This window comes from Streptomyces sp. NPDC051105 (assembly GCF_040682795.1).
GTDB lineage: Bacteria > Actinomycetota > Actinomycetes > Streptomycetales > Streptomycetaceae > Streptomyces.
The window spans coordinates 13215-28110 of the sequence record NZ_JBFBBR010000015.1 but is presented as its reverse complement, the minus strand read 5'-3'; the positions used below and the strand labels follow the sequence as shown (position 1 = coordinate 28110).

General features: G+C 69.1%; 15 protein-coding genes. 4 read left to right on the top strand and 11 right to left on the bottom strand.

What is annotated here, in order from left to right:
• Positions 1-15: 15 nt before the first annotated feature.
• A complete protein-coding gene (locus AB0N16_RS31205; RefSeq protein WP_365802492.1) occupies positions 16-807 on the bottom strand; it encodes a peptidoglycan-binding protein in 792 nt (263 codons plus the stop codon).
• Positions 808-1206: 399 nt separating this feature from the next.
• Between AB0N16_RS31205 and AB0N16_RS31200 the strand changes: the two genes are divergently transcribed.
• Positions 1207-1653 carry a peptidoglycan-binding domain-containing protein gene (locus AB0N16_RS31200; RefSeq protein ID WP_365802490.1) on the top strand — a complete coding sequence of 149 codons (447 nt, stop codon included), beginning with the start codon at positions 1207-1209 and terminating at the stop codon, positions 1651-1653.
• Between the two features lie 338 nt (positions 1654-1991).
• Here the strand turns inward: AB0N16_RS31200 and AB0N16_RS31195 are convergent, their stop codons facing one another.
• Genes AB0N16_RS31195 through AB0N16_RS31185 form a run of 3 tightly spaced genes read right to left on the bottom strand, consistent with a single transcriptional unit; the run spans position 1992 to position 5139 of the window.
• Entirely contained in the window at positions 1992-2420 is a 429-nt protein-coding gene (locus AB0N16_RS31195) for a MerR family transcriptional regulator (RefSeq protein WP_365802488.1), read from the bottom strand.
• Between the two features lie 17 nt (positions 2421-2437).
• Complete coding sequence (locus AB0N16_RS31190; protein ID WP_365802486.1) at positions 2438-3439, bottom strand: NADP-dependent oxidoreductase; 1002 nt, start codon at positions 3437-3439, stop codon at positions 2438-2440.
• A gap of 41 nt (positions 3440-3480) precedes the next feature.
• Positions 3481-5139 (bottom strand): transposase, encoded by a 1659-nt coding sequence (locus tag AB0N16_RS31185; protein WP_365802484.1) that lies wholly within the window; start codon positions 5137-5139, stop codon positions 3481-3483.
• A gap of 366 nt (positions 5140-5505) precedes the next feature.
• Here AB0N16_RS31185 and AB0N16_RS31180 point away from each other — a divergent pair, with 366 nt between their 5' ends.
• Positions 5506-5790 carry a hypothetical protein gene (locus tag AB0N16_RS31180; protein ID WP_365802482.1) on the top strand — a complete coding sequence of 95 codons (285 nt, stop codon included), beginning with the start codon at positions 5506-5508 and terminating at the stop codon, positions 5788-5790.
• A gap of 58 nt (positions 5791-5848) precedes the next feature.
• Here AB0N16_RS31180 and AB0N16_RS31175 read toward each other — a convergent pair whose 3' ends face one another.
• From AB0N16_RS31175 to AB0N16_RS31155, 5 genes are all read right to left on the bottom strand, one after another.
• Complete coding sequence (locus AB0N16_RS31175) at positions 5849-6112, bottom strand: hypothetical protein (RefSeq protein WP_365802480.1); 264 nt, start codon at positions 6110-6112, stop codon at positions 5849-5851.
• A gap of 28 nt (positions 6113-6140) precedes the next feature.
• The gene (locus AB0N16_RS31170) at positions 6141-6377 is read right to left on the bottom strand and encodes a hypothetical protein (RefSeq protein WP_365802478.1); all 237 of its coding nucleotides are present in this window, start codon (positions 6375-6377) and stop codon (positions 6141-6143) included.
• Between the two features lie 37 nt (positions 6378-6414).
• Positions 6415-6864 (bottom strand): hypothetical protein, encoded by a 450-nt coding sequence (locus tag AB0N16_RS31165; protein WP_365802476.1) that lies wholly within the window; start codon positions 6862-6864, stop codon positions 6415-6417.
• Between the two features lie 678 nt (positions 6865-7542).
• Entirely contained in the window at positions 7543-8307 is a 765-nt protein-coding gene (locus tag AB0N16_RS31160; RefSeq protein WP_365802474.1) for a hypothetical protein, read from the bottom strand.
• Positions 8308-8784: 477 nt separating this feature from the next.
• Entirely contained in the window at positions 8785-9744 is a 960-nt protein-coding gene (locus AB0N16_RS31155) for an ATP-grasp domain-containing protein (RefSeq protein ID WP_365802472.1), read from the bottom strand.
• A 196-nt stretch (positions 9745-9940) separates the two neighbouring features.
• On the opposite strand from AB0N16_RS31155, the gene AB0N16_RS31150 reads away from it, so the two are divergent.
• Both AB0N16_RS31150 and AB0N16_RS31145 read left to right on the top strand, forming a co-directional pair.
• Positions 9941-10786 carry a helix-turn-helix transcriptional regulator gene (locus AB0N16_RS31150; protein WP_365802470.1) on the top strand — a complete coding sequence of 282 codons (846 nt, stop codon included), beginning with the start codon at positions 9941-9943 and terminating at the stop codon, positions 10784-10786.
• Between the two features lie 460 nt (positions 10787-11246).
• Positions 11247-12356, top strand: a complete 1110-nt coding sequence (locus AB0N16_RS31145) for a SpoIIE family protein phosphatase (protein ID WP_365802468.1) — start codon at positions 11247-11249, stop codon at positions 12354-12356.
• A gap of 30 nt (positions 12357-12386) precedes the next feature.
• Here the strand turns inward: AB0N16_RS31145 and AB0N16_RS31140 are convergent, their stop codons facing one another.
• Positions 12387-12557, bottom strand: coding sequence for a hypothetical protein (locus AB0N16_RS31140; RefSeq protein WP_365802872.1), 171 nt, complete (start codon positions 12555-12557; stop codon positions 12387-12389).
• Positions 12558-12732: 175 nt separating this feature from the next.
• Positions 12733-14892 (bottom strand): beta-galactosidase, encoded by a 2160-nt coding sequence (locus AB0N16_RS31135; protein ID WP_365802466.1) that lies wholly within the window; start codon positions 14890-14892, stop codon positions 12733-12735.
• Between the last annotated feature and the right edge of the window lie 4 nt (positions 14893-14896).

Below are 14896 nucleotides of genomic sequence, written 5' to 3'. Positions count from 1 at the left end.
CGACGTGGTTCACGGTCATTCCACGTGGCGCAGCAAAGACCAGGTCTGCTCACCGACGATTCCGTCCGGGGAGACATGGTCCTGCTGCTGCAGCGTCTTCACCTGTGCTTCGGTTCGCTCGCCGTAGTAGCCGTCCACGTCGCCCGGGGACAGGTGATGGCGGCGCAGGAGGCACTGGACTTCCGCCACATCGGGGCCCGTGTTGTTCAATGCGACGAGGCGGGAGTTGGTGGTGCTGTTGCCGGCGAGCATCAGGTCTCCGTGCCTCACGTAGGCGCAGCTGTACCTGCCCACTCCAGTGGCGCTGCCCGAGGGACGGCTGGCGGCGTTCGGGCGGTCGGCGATCAGCCACCCGGAAACGACGGCGGAGACCAACAGGGCGCCTCCGACGATGGAGAGGGCCACCCAGTGCATTCTCTCCGGCCTTTGATCGTGATCTCGGCTTTCGCCCAGGCCCACGCGAGCGGCAGAGGCAGGGCCGGAGGGGGCGGCGGCCTGCTGATGGGCTGTCTCGGCGACACGATCACGATGCGGGCGTTCTGGCATAGCGCCAGATTCCTGTGCTGCGTGTCGCAGGGCCAGCAACCGTGAAGCGTCAGCATCGGTCAGACCGGCGAGGGCTTCAACCGCCGCAGCGGGGGGCAGTGCCTTGCCGTTGAGGTACCGCTCCCACGACGAGCCACTGAAAGGCGTCTTGGCCTGGAGCAACTGCAAGGTGAGACCGCTATGATCCTTCAACCGCCGCAACTCCTGCACGAGTCGTCGGCCGTTGGGATCCAAAGTCTCGGGCAGCTGTCTCCATCTCATGGCATTACCCCTGAGCACGATTCTCCTGGATGCCGAGCCTTCTCTGCGACCCCGCTTGCCTCAAGGCGGTGTCCCGCCACATGAATCAGGCCAACAACGTCACGCCCGCCGACGACGCAGCAGGATTTCCCGGGAAGCCGTTTCCATTCACACATCGCTGCACGTCACGGCCTGGGTCGTCCCGGGATATCGCGAGACGCCCGCTACCTGTGGCGATCGGCACAGCTGCTTCGAGAAGCTCGCTCAGGCCGCACCACATCGAGGGCCCTGGCTCCCGGCGCACCGCGCCCAGTCAGGCTGCCTCAACGCATGGGGGAGCGGGCCGCATCAGCCGTCAGGGAATTCCCGGAGTCGGCGTTTTGGACTCCGAGTCGGGAATTCGTCAAGGGAGGAAGCTTCGTGATTCGTCAGAGCATCGCGGCTGCGGCCGCAGCCGTCTTAATGGCCCTTGGATCAGTAACCGCTGCGGAGGCAGCCACGCCGGCTCTCCACGCCGCACCAGCCTCCGCCCAGGCGTACTCCTGCAGCTACTACTGGACCGTGGACACCTACTACTACGAGTTCGCGGGGCACTCAACGACGTGGTCGGCAGTCCCGTCGACCACGTCAGTGAGCAGCGCGGGTATCGAGGCCCAGTGCCTACTGAAGGACTACGCGAACAGCCACGACTTTCCCTCGTTCAACCCCGGCACCATCGACGGGGTCTTCGGCAGCCACTCCCAGACAGCGATGAAGGCGTTCCAGCGCTACATGAACTCGGCCTTCAGCGCAGGGCTGACCGTCGACGGGCTCCCGGGCCCGCAGTCCTGGTGGTGGCTCCGCTACTACGGAGGCCTCGAGGGCTGACCGGTGAGCCTGGCCGCTTCGCGGTCTGGTGGCGTTATCAGCGCAATTGGCCCCACTTTTCCGGCCCGGCACGGTCCCAGGGCAAATCGGACGCAGCCAGTCCATCCGCCTGACCTTCCGTCGATCACGATGGCCGTCGATATTCGAACGTCATCGTGATCGCGGTGCCGAGGTCCGAGCGGCTCGCGGCCGCCGTGCCGTACCACCCGAGCTGAGCTTGAGTTTTAACCCCCGGGGGTTCGAAGACGCGGCGGCATTGCCCTTGCGGGACGGCCGCGTGCGACGTCGTGCACGAGCGGCAGACTGAGACCACGAACGTCGGCCCGGCAGGTCGCAGATCAGCACTCAAGCTCAGGTGCGGGCACGCTGTCGTTGTGGGGGGTCGGCGAGCCCGGGGCACATTGCGCGCCTCCTGCAGCTGCGGCGAGTTCCTGCCGTAAGCGTGTGAGGCGGGCGATCTCCGCGTCCAGGGCCGCCAAGCGATCGGCCACGACGTCACTGAACTCGCCGGGGCTGCTGGCACAGGATGCCGACGACTGGTCCTGGACGAGGAGGTCCAGGCGGTGGGTGCGGCGGCGGAGGTCCTCCAGGGTGAGGCCCAGGGCCAGAAGGCTGCGAATGACGCGGACGCGGGCCACCTCGGCGGAGCCGTACTCACGTTGACCGGACGCGGTGCGTGGCGGCGGTCGAAGCAGGCCGCGGGCCTCATACAGGCGCAGAGCGCGCGGTGTGGTGCCGGCTGCCGCCGCTGCCTCGCCGATCCGCATGCCTGCTCCGCCCTGTCCTACAACTCCACGATTGCCGCCCCGAAGGAGCGCCCAGCGATCAGTGCGGGCAACGCCCCCGGGGCGTGATCCATTCCGCGGACCGGGGTGTACGGGAAATGGATGTCACCCGCCCGCAGCCAGTCTCCGAAGCAGGCCTCCCACTCCGCCTCGACATCAGGGTGGTGCACGCCGCTGTAGCCGGCGATGGTGATGCCCCGGGTCAGCAATCGGTAGGTGTCGAGCACAGTCGGTGCGCTCCCGCCCGCCCGTTCCGGGGACAGCTGGCCGTCCAACGCGCCGACCAGGGCGAACCGTGCGCCCCGGTTCGCCGCGTGCACGGCGGCCGTCAACTGTTCGCCGCCTACGGTGTCCAGGACGACGTCGATGCCGTCCGGCGCCGCCTCGGCGAGTTGCCTGCCGACGGGGGCCGCTCCGCGCAGCACGAGGGCGTCGTAGCCGAGCTCCCGCTCCAGTCGCTGAGCCTTGTCCGGTGAGCCGGTGCTGCCCACCACTCGGACGGCGCCCAGCAGCCGGGCGATCTGGCCCGCCATGGTGCCCACAGCACCCGCGGCGCCGGTCACGAACACGGTGTGACCCTCCTTGACCTCGGCCAGCCGGGTCAGCGCGCCGTAGGCCGCGGAGCCCTGGGCGAGATAGGCCACGGGGTCGGGCAGGGTGCTGTCCAGCAGCCGGCACTCGGCGGCGGCAGGCGTCGCGTACTCCCGCCAGCCCTGAAGGTGCAGCACCAGCTGCCCCTTACGCAGCGGGCCATCGACCACCTCGCCGATCGCGGGGCCGAACAGGGCGTCGCCGGGGTGCAGCGGCGGCAGCGGGACATCGCGTGTCTCGCCCCCGATGAGGGTGCGCAAGCCCGGGAAGACGAGGAAATGGGTGTTGCGGACGAGTATCTGGCCGACCTCAGGTCGGGGGATGGACGCCTGTTCCAGAATGAAGTCGTCCGGGGTCGGCAAGCCATCGGGGCGGCGGGCCAGGCGTACGAGACGGTGAGTCGCGTTCATGGCCGGACGCTAAACCCTGACCCATGGGTCAGGGGCAAGGCTCAGCACCAGGAAGGTTTCCGCACACCGGCTGGACGGCTCTCCTGCCAGCCTGTGTCCCAAAACTCCTGTGCACCAGCGTAAGCAACACGCAACACCAGTACGCCAAGGGCGCAAACGTAGGGATGGCTCCCGGGGTTCGAACCCCGGAGGTTAAAACTCAAGCTGAGCTTGTTCTTTATCGACCAAGATCTACCGGGTCTGCCGATGGCCTTGAGGGTCTCGGGGCGCTTGACGGTCTTGCCCACGTCGTAGCGGGGTGCGGGACGGCGGTTCTTGGTTCCGAGCGGCCGTCCGGGACCGGCTCCACGAGGTTGGGGAACACGGGCCGGGCAGAGCAGGGGGGCTCTGATGTTCCTGAACCCTCGGCGGACCCGGGCCGGGGTGAGGCGTTCGGGCCTGGTCGGCTTTTCCCAGGGCCGGCGGAGGTCGGCGGCCAGCGGCCGGGCGAGCCTGAGCTGGGTGTGTGCGACGACCAGGAGCCAGGTCCAGCGGTCTGCCGCCTCGGGCGTACGCAGTTTCGGGGTGGTCCAGCCGAGCGTCTGCTTTCCGAACCGGAAGGTGTGCTCCAGGTCGAACCTCCTTAAGAACCCCTGCCACCAGCGGTCCACGTCCGCCGGGGCGGCGCCAGTCTTCGAGGACCACAGCCAGACCGGTGGTGCCTCCCGCTCCTTGGAGAGGTGCTCGACTTTGAGACGGACCAAGGTGCCCTCGATGACGGGGAGTTCGCCGTCGTACTCCAGCCAGGCCGAGCGGTGGGTCAGCCGAGGGTGGACCCGGTCCCATGCCTGCGTTTCGGCCTTGCCGTAGTTCACGGTGTCGGTGGCCGTGGTGACTTCTGGTTCGGGCCAGGTCTCGGGTTTGGCGAAGCGGAACTCCTTGCCGTGCTTCGGCGGTCGCCCACCCTGGGGACAGGCCAGGGCGTACTCCTTGGGCGAGGGCTTCGGCAGCCGCATCACCCGGTCACTGCGGATCCACCCGACCAACTCGACAGGAAGATCCCGCAGGACCCAGGCCAGGCGGGTGACGTCGTAACCCGCGTCCATGACGATCGTGATGTCCGGGTCGCCGGGCGCCACTGACCGGCTGAGATGAGCCGCTCGGCCACGGCCCGGAGTTGGGTGGCGGTGATGGCGGTCGCATCGTCTTCGGGTCCGAGCCGGACCACGTCCAGGATCGACGTCCACGAGGTGGCTCCCGGTTCGAGGACGGCGACGAAGGAGTACGGCCAACCCGGGATGAACTGGGAGGCGGACTTCGCTCGGGCCGTAGACGTGGCAGAACAGCCGGTCTGCCGAGCACGGTGCGTCCGAGCGCAGCCACGGCGACACGTCGACCGCGAGCACCAGTCGCCCGCCGTCGAAACGCGGCAGCGGCAGCCCGGCCAGCACCGTCCGGAGACGGTCGACGTCCATCCCACGGTTAAGGGCGCCATACAACGCGCCGTGCCCACGCCGGTGCTCGGCCACCAGCGTCAGATCCACCGGCGTTTTCACCGGGCCGTCGGCACACAGCACCGCGTCCACCAACTCGAACAACTCGTCGCGCCGGGCACTGAGACACGCGTAGAAGGCGCCCCGGAAGCGTGACGCTTCCGCGAACGCTTCCGGGCGGACATCATCAGGCGGCAGACTCGCCACCACGGCCTTCGTCTCGGTCATGCGCGCTCCTTGGTCGGAGCACAGGATCAGACGAAGGCCGCTCCAACGTCCGGCAAACTCCCTGGTGAGAGACCCCGTTCGAGACGTTGTCCGAGCCCGGAAGAAAAAGAACAAGCTGAGTGCGTGTTTCTGATCCCTCCGATGATCATTCGGGTGTCGCTGCGGTCAGACGCTGGGGAGATTGGCTGGCGTCGTGGAACGGGCGGCTGGTGATAGTCGGCGCCGCGGGGGCCACCGTGGCCCATACGACGAATCGAACCGCAGGTGGTGGGGCAGGGCCGTTCGGGTGAGTCGGCTGGTGATGATCGTGGATGCCGGGGTGGCGGTTGACTGGCTCTGGGCTCCCGATCGTCCAAGGAGGACTACATGCTCAGCAGGACCATGCTCGCCGCCGCCGCGCTCGCCATCACGGCGCTCACCGTGCCCGCCGCAGTGCCTGATGCCGAAGCAGTACCGGTGATGCGCGCCGACGTCCTGTATCTGTCCAACCTGGACAAGGGGAGGGTGGTCGAGGCCGCTGTGGGCGAGACGGTATCCGTCCACCTTCGGCCGGCCACCGTCGCTGGCGGGCTTACCGCGCGCTACGACCACATCCTTAGTTCCGACCCAGCCACTGAGGGCCACTACCGTCGGCGAGTTCAAGGTTTCTAGTGCGGGGACGGGCGATCCAGTCCAGCGTCGCTTCTCTGAAATACCGATCGCAGCCTGATCAGCCATCTGCAGATGGTCCGTTCGCCTCCTCTATGCGTACGGCGATCTGACCGAAGGTCGGCATGCCCAGGCTGACGCTGGTGGACCGGCGGGCTGCTTCGGCATCCAGCTGGGCCAGCTTGTCCTGAGCGCCGGCGAGGCTGACCTGTAGTCCCTCGACCTCGCCCAGCCATCCTTCGCGCTCGGCCTCGGCGATCCGTGCGATGAGGTTGTCGCGGATCTCGACGAGCCGTGCTCGTTGAGCTGGGTCCGGCCTGAGCATCGAGCACCGGATGCAGGCTTCTCTGAACTTACTGCCGAGCCTTGCTCGTGGCCACGATGTCGATGGCGACTCGAAGCGGTGTCTCCGCATTCCCCAGTAGCGCCCGTGTGATTGCGATCGCCTGGATGATGCTCATGCCATGCTCGACCAGGAGCGTCTGGACGGCCTCCATTCCGTCGCTCTCAAGGACTGGTCGGGACTGCTCGACCAGCGCGGTCCAGCGTGCGGCCTCCTCAGGGCTTAGCCCGTTGACGTGGTCAAACACGACTTCTTCCTCCCCGTGATGGGCCGATGGGTTGTATTCACGTCTCGTCAGAGCCCAGTGCTGCACTCAGGACTTTGGCAGCGTCAGCGTATTGAAGGCGGTCGAACTGAAATGGGCCGAACGCCGAATAGTCGCGTGTCTTGCGGTGGGGTTGCTCGAAGGAGTCCCAGGTCACGTGGTCAGGGGTCACTGTGATGCTGGCCATCAGCGGCCAGCATCCCCACTCACCGCATTCACAGCCGAGCACGGGCGTCTTCGGCCCCATCGCGCCGGTGGATCGTCCATGGAAATGGTCGTCCATCGGGCCGAACCGGAAGAACTGCGGGATAAGGCCTCCGTAGGCGTCGCCGGCTGGTTGCATCCCAGCTTCCGTCTCGAACTGGTCGATCAAGTCGGTGAGAGGGGTGCCGCCGATGCACGGGACGACTTCGAGCACGCCCCGATCAGCGTGGCGTCGGCAGACGAAGATGATCCCCTGGTTGTTCATCTTCTGATTCTGGCAGCTCATGCCATCCCCGTTCCTCCTGATTACTGGGCAGTCATGGCCGCGGTGGCGAGGCCGGGGAGACCGAGTGTGGAGTGGGGATATCGAGGTCGACCACGGCCCAATGGTCACGGCGTTGGTCGATCTGAGCCAGCGCTCAGTCAAACGCGTGAATCGCCATCCAGCGCACCCAGCATGGGAGAAGTCCACCATGATCATCGGAGCATCCGTGGCCACCCGGGCCGCTGACCTGATCAGCATGGGTAGGCGGCTCCGGACTTACCCAATCCACAAAATAACCCCTGACCTGCAAGAACAGCGCAACGATGGTTGCCCTAGAGTGGGGCGGCGTACCTCCTCGGGAGGGTCTCCCGTGGCGACCCTCCTGCCGTACGCCAACGCCGGCCCGGACAGTGCCAGGCCGCCCCCGTACAGACCCGGCTGAGGGGCGGCTGGCGACGGCGCGAGGAGATGGCGCCCTGGTTGATCTCGGGGACCAGACCGTACGCGAGTACGCACGAGGCGCCGATCCGGCAGCGGCTGTCGGCCGTCTGTTGACGCGGGGTGGTGGCCTACGACCGGGGCCACCAGCCGTGAACGCGGTCGCCGCCTTCACCGATTCCGCCTCGGCTCGGTTCTTGCCGCTGGCAGCCTTGTTCGAGCGGGCCTCCGCTGGAGCGGTCAGGCAGATCGTGGGAGGGCTGTCAGCGCTGTGATGTGGTGGTAGGCGCGCTCGACCGCGTTACGGCTGTCATGGCTGAGGACGATCTCGTAGCTGGGTGCCGCCGAGGGGGCCATGAAGGGGTTCGGGCTGGGGCGTGTGTCGAGGCACCTGACCGTCGGCAGGTCCTGAAGGCGGTCCACGGGCACGGCGCTCAGCCCTCCTGGCTGCGGGGCTTGCAGGCGGATGCGTGCGATGCGCAGGCCGACGCTGCCGCCGTGCTCTGGCCGGTCAGGGCGTGAGTGTCTCAGAGCGGTGTCGATCGGGTCCACGCCGGTGATCTTCCAGACCGTTTCGTCCGCGCGGGAGCGGTGGGTGGCGACGCCGGCGGAGAGCAGGAGGGGGCCGCGGTCGGGTGCGAAGACGAGTTGGCTGGTGATGGTGCCGTCGTCGACGCCGAGGACGTCGAGGGCGCGGCGCGCCTCGATGGACAGACGGCGGGCCAGGAGATTGTGGCGGTGCAGGAGGCCGTGTCGGTGCGGTTGTCCGGGCGCGGCGGTGCGGTGTGCCCAGATGCCGGTGACCGTGTGCTGGGGGCCGCCGGGGCCGGGGTGGGTGGTGGAGTCGACCAGGTACTCGTGGCCCTGTACCAGTTCCTGGAGGACGAGGTCTTTCGTGCCGGTGTGGCGGTGGGCAGCGTCTTGGATCCGTGGCCAGGCCCGGGCGATCTGATCGCTGCTGTGGCAGTGGGCTAGTTCGGCGGCCGTGCCGAGCACGGCGGGCATGAGTCGGCAGGCGCGGGCCGGGACGCAGCTGGCCCAGGAGAGGGCTTCGGCGAGGCGGCTGGTGCGCAGGGTGTGGGGGTGGCGGTCCCGGTGCGGGCGAGGGCTTTGGCCTGGGCGCCGACGTTGGTGCGCAGGCTGGTCGAGCTGGGGACGCCGGTGGCGGGATGCAGGTGCCAGGCGATCCGTTCGGCGAGTTCGACGCCGGCCGGGCTTGCCGCCAGGACCGTCCCCACTGCGGCCGCTCTGAGTCGCTTGAGTGTGCGGCGCAGGTCGCCGTCGTAGGTGATGACGTGGGCGTAGCCGTCGCCGGCCGCAACGCCGCGGTGGGAGGGCGGCGGTGACCGGGTTGACCGCGATGGGTGTGGTCGCGGTCGTGGAGGGCGTGGGCGTGCCGGGAGCCGGCCTGGGGGGCGATGACGGCGACTGCGGGGCTCCCCGACGCCGGTAGTCCCCTGCCCGGGACGGCGGAGCTGGAGGTCACGTGGTGCAGGTCGTGGTGTGGGCGGGGCGGGAGATGTGCACCGAGAGGTGGTCGGTGACCAGGACGCGGCGCCGGGTGCAGGCTTCGGCGGTGGGGCCGGTGACGATCCAGTGCGCGATGCGGTCGTCGATGCTGGCGTGGGGCGGTGCGGACACGTGGGTGCCGGTAGCACGAGTCCACACGAACCGTTCCAGCCAGACCTGTTCGCGCAGGGTTCCGCGCAGAGCGAGGTGTTCGATGCGGCCTGTGTGTTCGGGGTAGAGGAAGCCGATCGCGGCGGCGTCAGCGCGGCTGGGGGTCAGATCGGGTGTGCCGCCTGCGGCGAGGGTGGCGAGGGCCTTGCGGAGGTTGATGCCGGTGGTCTCTTCGACGAGGAGGGGGATGCGGTCGCCCGCGGGGCGTCCGTTGACCTCGATGATCCGGGGTCCGTCGGGGCTGAGCCGGAGTTCGATGTGCAGGGCGGCCCGGGTGGCGCCCAGGGAGCGTACTGCTGCGGTGACGATGAAGGCGAGGACGGGGTCGGTGAGGAGGGGGTCGGCTGCGTCGACGCTGTGTGCTACTTCCTGGCACTGTGGTTCGGGGCCCAGGGACTTGCGGGTGACGGCGGCGAACGGGAGGTGTTCGGGGTTGTCGAGGACGACGGCCTCTACGCTGATTTCGGGGCCGGGTATGTACTCCTCGACCAGGGCGCCGGGCACGGCCCAGTCTTCGAGGCCGAGGATGCTGTCCGTCAGGGCGCGGTCGACGGCGGCGCGGACGTCGTCGTCGGTGTCGGCTCGCAGGACGCCGGCGCTTCCCACGTGGCCTCGGGGCTTGATGACGACGGGGTAGCCCAGCTTGTCGGCGATCTTCACGGCTTGGTCTGGGTCTTCGGCGAGGTAGGACAGCGCTGAGGGAACTCCGTGCTCGGCCAGGAGGCGCCTCGTGGTGGCTTTGTGCCGGCATGCCAAGTTCACCGAGACGTGGGACACGTACGCGCACCCGCCGGTCGCCGTTCACGGTGTCACGGTGACCACCTTCGGGGGACTCTTCGCCTCCGCAGAGGCGGTCCAAGTTCAACGCGCTGACCAGGGTAAGGGTGGTGTGGCGGACCCGACAGCCTATGACTGCCGGTACCAGGCACGTCCGCGGCCGGCGGTGTTGACTGGGGGCATGACGGCGACGGAACTCGGGCGGGCGCTGCGGCGCTGGCGCGACCGGGTGGCCCCGGACGCGGCGGGACTGCCGGCCGGTGGCCAGCGGCGCGCGGCGGGTCTGCGGCGCGAGGAGCTGGCGCTGCTGGCCGGGATCTCGGTCGACTACGTCACGCGCCTCGAACAGGGCCGGGCGACGAACCCGTCCGTGCAGGTCGTCGAAGCGCTCGCCCGGGCGCTGCGGCTGTCCGCGGACGAGCGGACGTACCTGTTCGGACTGGCGGGGCTGGTGCCGCCGGGCCCGGACATGGTGCCCGGGTACCTCACGCCCAGCGTCCAGCGGCTGCTGGACCGGCTGGTCGGCACCCCGGTGGCGGTCTCGGACGCGGCCATGACCCTGCTGGTGGCCAACCCGATGTACGGGGCGCTGATGGGCGATCCGTCCGGCCTGCGCGGCTTCCAGCGCAACGGCGTGTGGCGCAACTTCCTCGGCTGGCCGACCCGGGTGCGGCACTCCCCCCAGGAACGGCGCGCCTTCGAGGCCGGCTTGGTCGCCGAGCTGCGCTCGACGGCCGCCCGCTACCCCGCCGACCGTCACCTACAGCGCTTGATCACGGAGTTGCGCACCGAGAGCAAGCGGTTCGCCGAGCTGTGGGACGCGGGTGTCGTCGGCCGGCTGGAGGCGTCACGCAAGACCATCGAGCATCCGCAGGTGGGCCTGCTCACGCTGGACTGCGACCAGCTCCGGGTCGAAGAGCACGACCTGCACATCCTCGTGTACTCGGCCGAGCCGGGCACCGAGGCCGCCGAGAAACTGGAGCTGATCTCGGTGCTCGGCACCCAGAGCCTGGCCGAGCGGCACTGACGCAGCTGCTGCTTCGAATCCGAGGGTTGAGGACTCGCGTTCGTGTCCTACGACCGTCAGGGCCGGCGCCCAGCCCTCGCCGGGTGCGCCGACCATCTGGCCCACGGGGGCCCTGGCGCCGTCGAACAGGACGGGATCGTGCTCCTTGGTCACCCCGCTCATCATCGTCAACGGGCGCTGTTCGATGCCGGGTTGGTCCATGGCGACGATGAAGGCGGAGATGCCCCTGTGGCGTGGGGCGTCCCGGCGAGGCCTGGGCGAAGTCATCCATCACCGAGTGCCGTGCTTGCATAAGATGAGAATGCCAATACCGTGAGGGAGAATGTCTCTGCTGGAGAGCAGATACGAGGCTGAAGCGCCCGCGAGGAGCGCGGGGCTGTCCCGCCACCTTCCTGATGCGAGCCATGACCAGCTGCTCGTATCGTGAGAAGACAGACAGCGGCGCGGTAAGCAGGGAATCATGGCAGAACCGGCCGTCGACTACGCGGCGGTGTTCCAGGCTCTTCCCGGGGCGGCGGCGCTGGTGACTCCGCAGCTGATCCTCGCGGACGCCAACGCGGAGTTCCTACGCCTCCGGGGCCTCCCCCGCGAGCGGGTGATCGGTAGCTTCATACCCGAGGACCGCCCCGAAAACGACTCCGCCGAGCCTCTCCTGCTCAGGGTTCTGGCGTCACTTCGCCGGGTCGCGGCCACCGGTGAGCGCAGCATCGTAGCGCTGCAGCGCTACGACATGAAGGACCCCGACCAGCCGGGGATATGGCACGAGCGGTATTTCAACGTGACCAACACTCCCGTGTTCGGAGCTGACGGGCGGGTGACGCTGCTGCTGCAGCGACTGGAGGACGTCACCGAGCTCATCCGCGCCCGTGAAGTCGCGCTGACCTTGCAAGAGGCCATGTTGCCCGCCCCTCGCCCGCACGGCCGGCACCCAACGGCCGTTCGCTACCGGCCGGCCGCCGAAGCGCTCAACGTGGCCGGCGACTGGTACGACCTGGTCGACCTGCCCGGCGATCGCATCGCCGTCGCCGTCGGCGACGTCGTCGGTCACGGCCTGTCCGCGGCCGGTGTCATGGGACAACTGCGCAGCGCCCTCACCGCCGCCTGTCTCGTCCCCGAAGGCCCCGCCCGCGCCCTGGAAGTCCTCGGGCTGTACGCCCGCACCCTCGACGGTGCCGAGAACACCACCGTGGCCACGGCGTTCATCGACTGGGAGAACGACACCATCACCTACAGCAGCGCCGGCCACCCTCCGCCGGCGCTCCTGCAGAGGGACGGGACGGTCGATTTCCTGGACCAGGCAACCGACCCGCCACTGGCCGCCCGTCCTCAACACGGCCCCCGGACCCAGGCTGTCACGCCCTTCCGTGAGGGCGCTGACCTCGTGCTGTACACCGACGGTCTGATCGAACGCCGCGACGAGGACATCGACGCGGGCCTCGCCCGACTCGCCGACGCCCTGGGCCGCCACCAGGCGGACGATCCCGAAGCTCTCGCCGACGCCGTACTCACCGACCTGCTCCCAGCCGGTGATGCCACCGACGACACCGCGCTGGTCATCGTGCGTCTGTGAACCGGCGCCTGTCGCGTCACCGAACGGCGTCTACCGGACCAGTTCCCAGTCCTGGGAGCCGTCCGTGGTCGCCGTCTGCAAGGTGAGCTGCCCTCCTGGGGTTGCTCCGGTCAGGTACAGGCTCGTGTTCTTGACCGCCTGCAGCTTGTAGAGGCCGTCGCCGGTCTTGACGAGGTTCCAGGCCCTTGAGGCACGCCTCACCGCCGAGCTGGTAGATGGTCCCGCCCGTCGGGGCGTACGCCTGGGCGCCGCCGGACGCCGGGATCGCCAGCAGTGCGGCGGCCGCGACGGCGGCTCCCAGCAGGTTTTCTCTTTTTCTGCACAGCCTCTCCTTTGAGGTGGGTGGTCCTCGGGGTGACACCGACGGGCCTTGGTCCTAGGCCCTCGCTCCGTCAGAAGCGGCGGCGACGAGCACCTTCACGTCCCAGGCACCCAGTTCAAGGGCTGTGCCCGCCGGGACGGGAGTGCCGTCGAGAACATCGGTCAGCTCGACGGGAGCCGCGACCCGCGCTGGCGCCCAGCTCCAGTTGTGGATCACGTGCACCCTGCGGCCGTCCGAGGCCGTGCCCGTGGTGGCGGTGACGGACGCCGGAAGGCGCTGCCATCCGCTGCGCGCGGCGGGCGCCAGCCAGTCGGCGAGGGCCCGGGCGAGACCGCGCCCCGGAGCGGTGCCGACGCAGGTGACGCGCCCCTCGCCATGGCGGCGGGTGGTGATCGCCGGCCACCTGCCGAAGTGGGGATGGTCGTACCGGGCGAGTACCTCGGCGTCGTGCACGGTCAGGCCGTCCGCCCAGTGCGTGGCCGTCGCGTCCGCGGGGAGGTCGAGCGGGCCGCCGGGGGTGGCGGTGACCGTGATCCCGGCGGTCAGGTTGCTGAACTCGTCGTACGTCACGCCCGCCGCGGCGGCGAGACCACCGGGGGCCGGCTCCGGCCGGGCCCGTGCCTCGTGGTCGGCGTAGGCCGTCCGCGGGCCGAGGACGAGATGGCCGCCGGCATGGGCGTAGGCGGCCAGCCAGTCCACGGTGGTGTCGTGGGCGAGGTACAGGGCGGGCACCACCAGGACCGGGTGGCGCCGGGCCGCTTCGGCGGGGGCCATGCCCTCCCGGTCGCCGTCCGGGTCGTGGAGCTGCCGGACGTGCACGATGCGGACCTGACGGCCGGCGTCGAAGGCCCCTCGGTAGAACGGGTCGAAGATGCGGTGGTACGAGGCCGGGTCCGGGTCGCCGTCGGCGGTCGCCAGGGGCGGGTACTTCTGCATCAGCCACTTGCTCGGCGTCGAGTAGACCATCGTGATGTCGGCGTCCGGCTTCAGCCCCGCGACGAGCGGGCCGGCCTTCTCGAACTCCGCGCCCAGTCTGGCGATTTCGGCGTACGTTCGGCCCGGGCGGCCGCTGTGCGGGAGGACGCCACCCCAGTAGGTCTCGGCGCCGAAGCGCAGGGTCTGCCACTGCCAGTACTCGATCATCCGGGCGCCGCGCGCCACATGGGACCAGGCCGCCTGGCGCCACTGGCCGTCGAATCCGGGGCGGTTGTCCCAGGGGAAGCCGATGGAGTTCGCGTTGGTCTCGGTGACCAGGAACGGCTCCTGGCGTGAGGAGAACATCCAGTCCGCGGTCTGGTACATCGACCAGACTCCGGTCGTCTTCCAGATCTGTTGGTGCTCGTCGGGCGTGGGGTCGGGGAGCAGCAGGCCGTCCTGCATGTCGTAGTACGGGTTGCCGGACGCGATGTCGAGGCGGTCGGACAACTCGTCGTCCTCCACGCCGTTACGCGTGTAGGAGATGCAGGTGGTGACGAACTGCTCCGGGCGGGCGTACTCGCGCACGATGTCGGCCTGCCAGCCGATGAACTCGGTGACCTGGCAGGCCTGGAACTCCCGCCAGGCGACGTCGTACTGGGGCTGCTCGTTGCCGTCCGGGGTCCACAGGTCGGCCCAGGTGGACAGGCGGTGCGACCAGTAGACCAGGCCCCACTCGCGGTTGAGGGTCTCGACGTCCCGGTACTTGTGGCGCAGGTGGTCGACGAATCGCTCGAACACGCCCCGGTTGTGCAGCAGATGCAGCCCCGGCTCGTTGTCCACCTGCCATCCGATGACCGCGGGGTGGTCGTGGTACCGCTCGGCGATCTTCCGGATCACCCGCTCGGCGTGGAACCGGAACGCCGGGTGGGTGATGTCCACCTCCTGGCGGGCACCCCAGCCGATCCGCTCGCCCGTGCGCCGCTCGCCGGTGATCTCCGGGTACTGCCGGGCCAGCCACGGCGGCACGGCGTAGGTCGGCGTGCCGAGGATCACGGAGATGCCGCGCTCATGGGCGCCGTCGAGCACGGGTCGCAGCCAGTCGAGGTCGAACCGTCCGCTCTCCGGCTCCCACGTCGACCAGACCGACTCTCCGACGCGGATGACGGTGAAGTGCGCGTCGGCCATCAGGTCGAGGTCGGACTTGAGCTGTTCGTCGGGCCGCGTGCCGCCGTAGGCCGGCGTGTACTCGTGGTAGTAGGCGGCGCCGAACAGGACACGGGCGGGCAGGACCGCCATGAAG

Coding starts and splice junctions, on each gene's coding strand:
- AB0N16_RS31180 (WP_365802482.1), top strand. CDS start 5,506: ATGCTCAGCAGGACCATGCTCGCCGCCGCCGCGCTCGCCATCACGGCG.
- AB0N16_RS31145 (WP_365802468.1), top strand. CDS start 11,247: ATGGCAGAACCGGCCGTCGACTACGCGGCGGTGTTCCAGGCTCTTCCC.
- AB0N16_RS31190 (WP_365802486.1), bottom strand. CDS start 3,439: ATGAACGCGACTCACCGTCTCGTACGCCTGGCCCGCCGCCCCGATGGC.
- AB0N16_RS31150 (WP_365802470.1), top strand. CDS start 9,941: ATGACGGCGACGGAACTCGGGCGGGCGCTGCGGCGCTGGCGCGACCGG.
- AB0N16_RS31135 (WP_365802466.1), bottom strand. CDS start 14,892: ATGGCGGTCCTGCCCGCCCGTGTCCTGTTCGGCGCCGCCTACTACCAC.
- AB0N16_RS31175 (WP_365802480.1), bottom strand. CDS start 6,112: ATGCTCAGGCCGGACCCAGCTCAACGAGCACGGCTCGTCGAGATCCGC.
- AB0N16_RS31205 (WP_365802492.1), bottom strand. CDS start 807: ATGAGATGGAGACAGCTGCCCGAGACTTTGGATCCCAACGGCCGACGA.
- AB0N16_RS31165 (WP_365802476.1), bottom strand. CDS start 6,864: ATGAACAACCAGGGGATCATCTTCGTCTGCCGACGCCACGCTGATCGG.
- AB0N16_RS31185 (WP_365802484.1), bottom strand. CDS start 5,139: ATGACCGAGACGAAGGCCGTGGTGGCGAGTCTGCCGCCTGATGATGTC.
- AB0N16_RS31160 (WP_365802474.1), bottom strand. CDS start 8,307: ATGCCCGCCGTGCTCGGCACGGCCGCCGAACTAGCCCACTGCCACAGC.
- AB0N16_RS31195 (WP_365802488.1), bottom strand. CDS start 2,420: ATGCGGATCGGCGAGGCAGCGGCGGCAGCCGGCACCACACCGCGCGCT.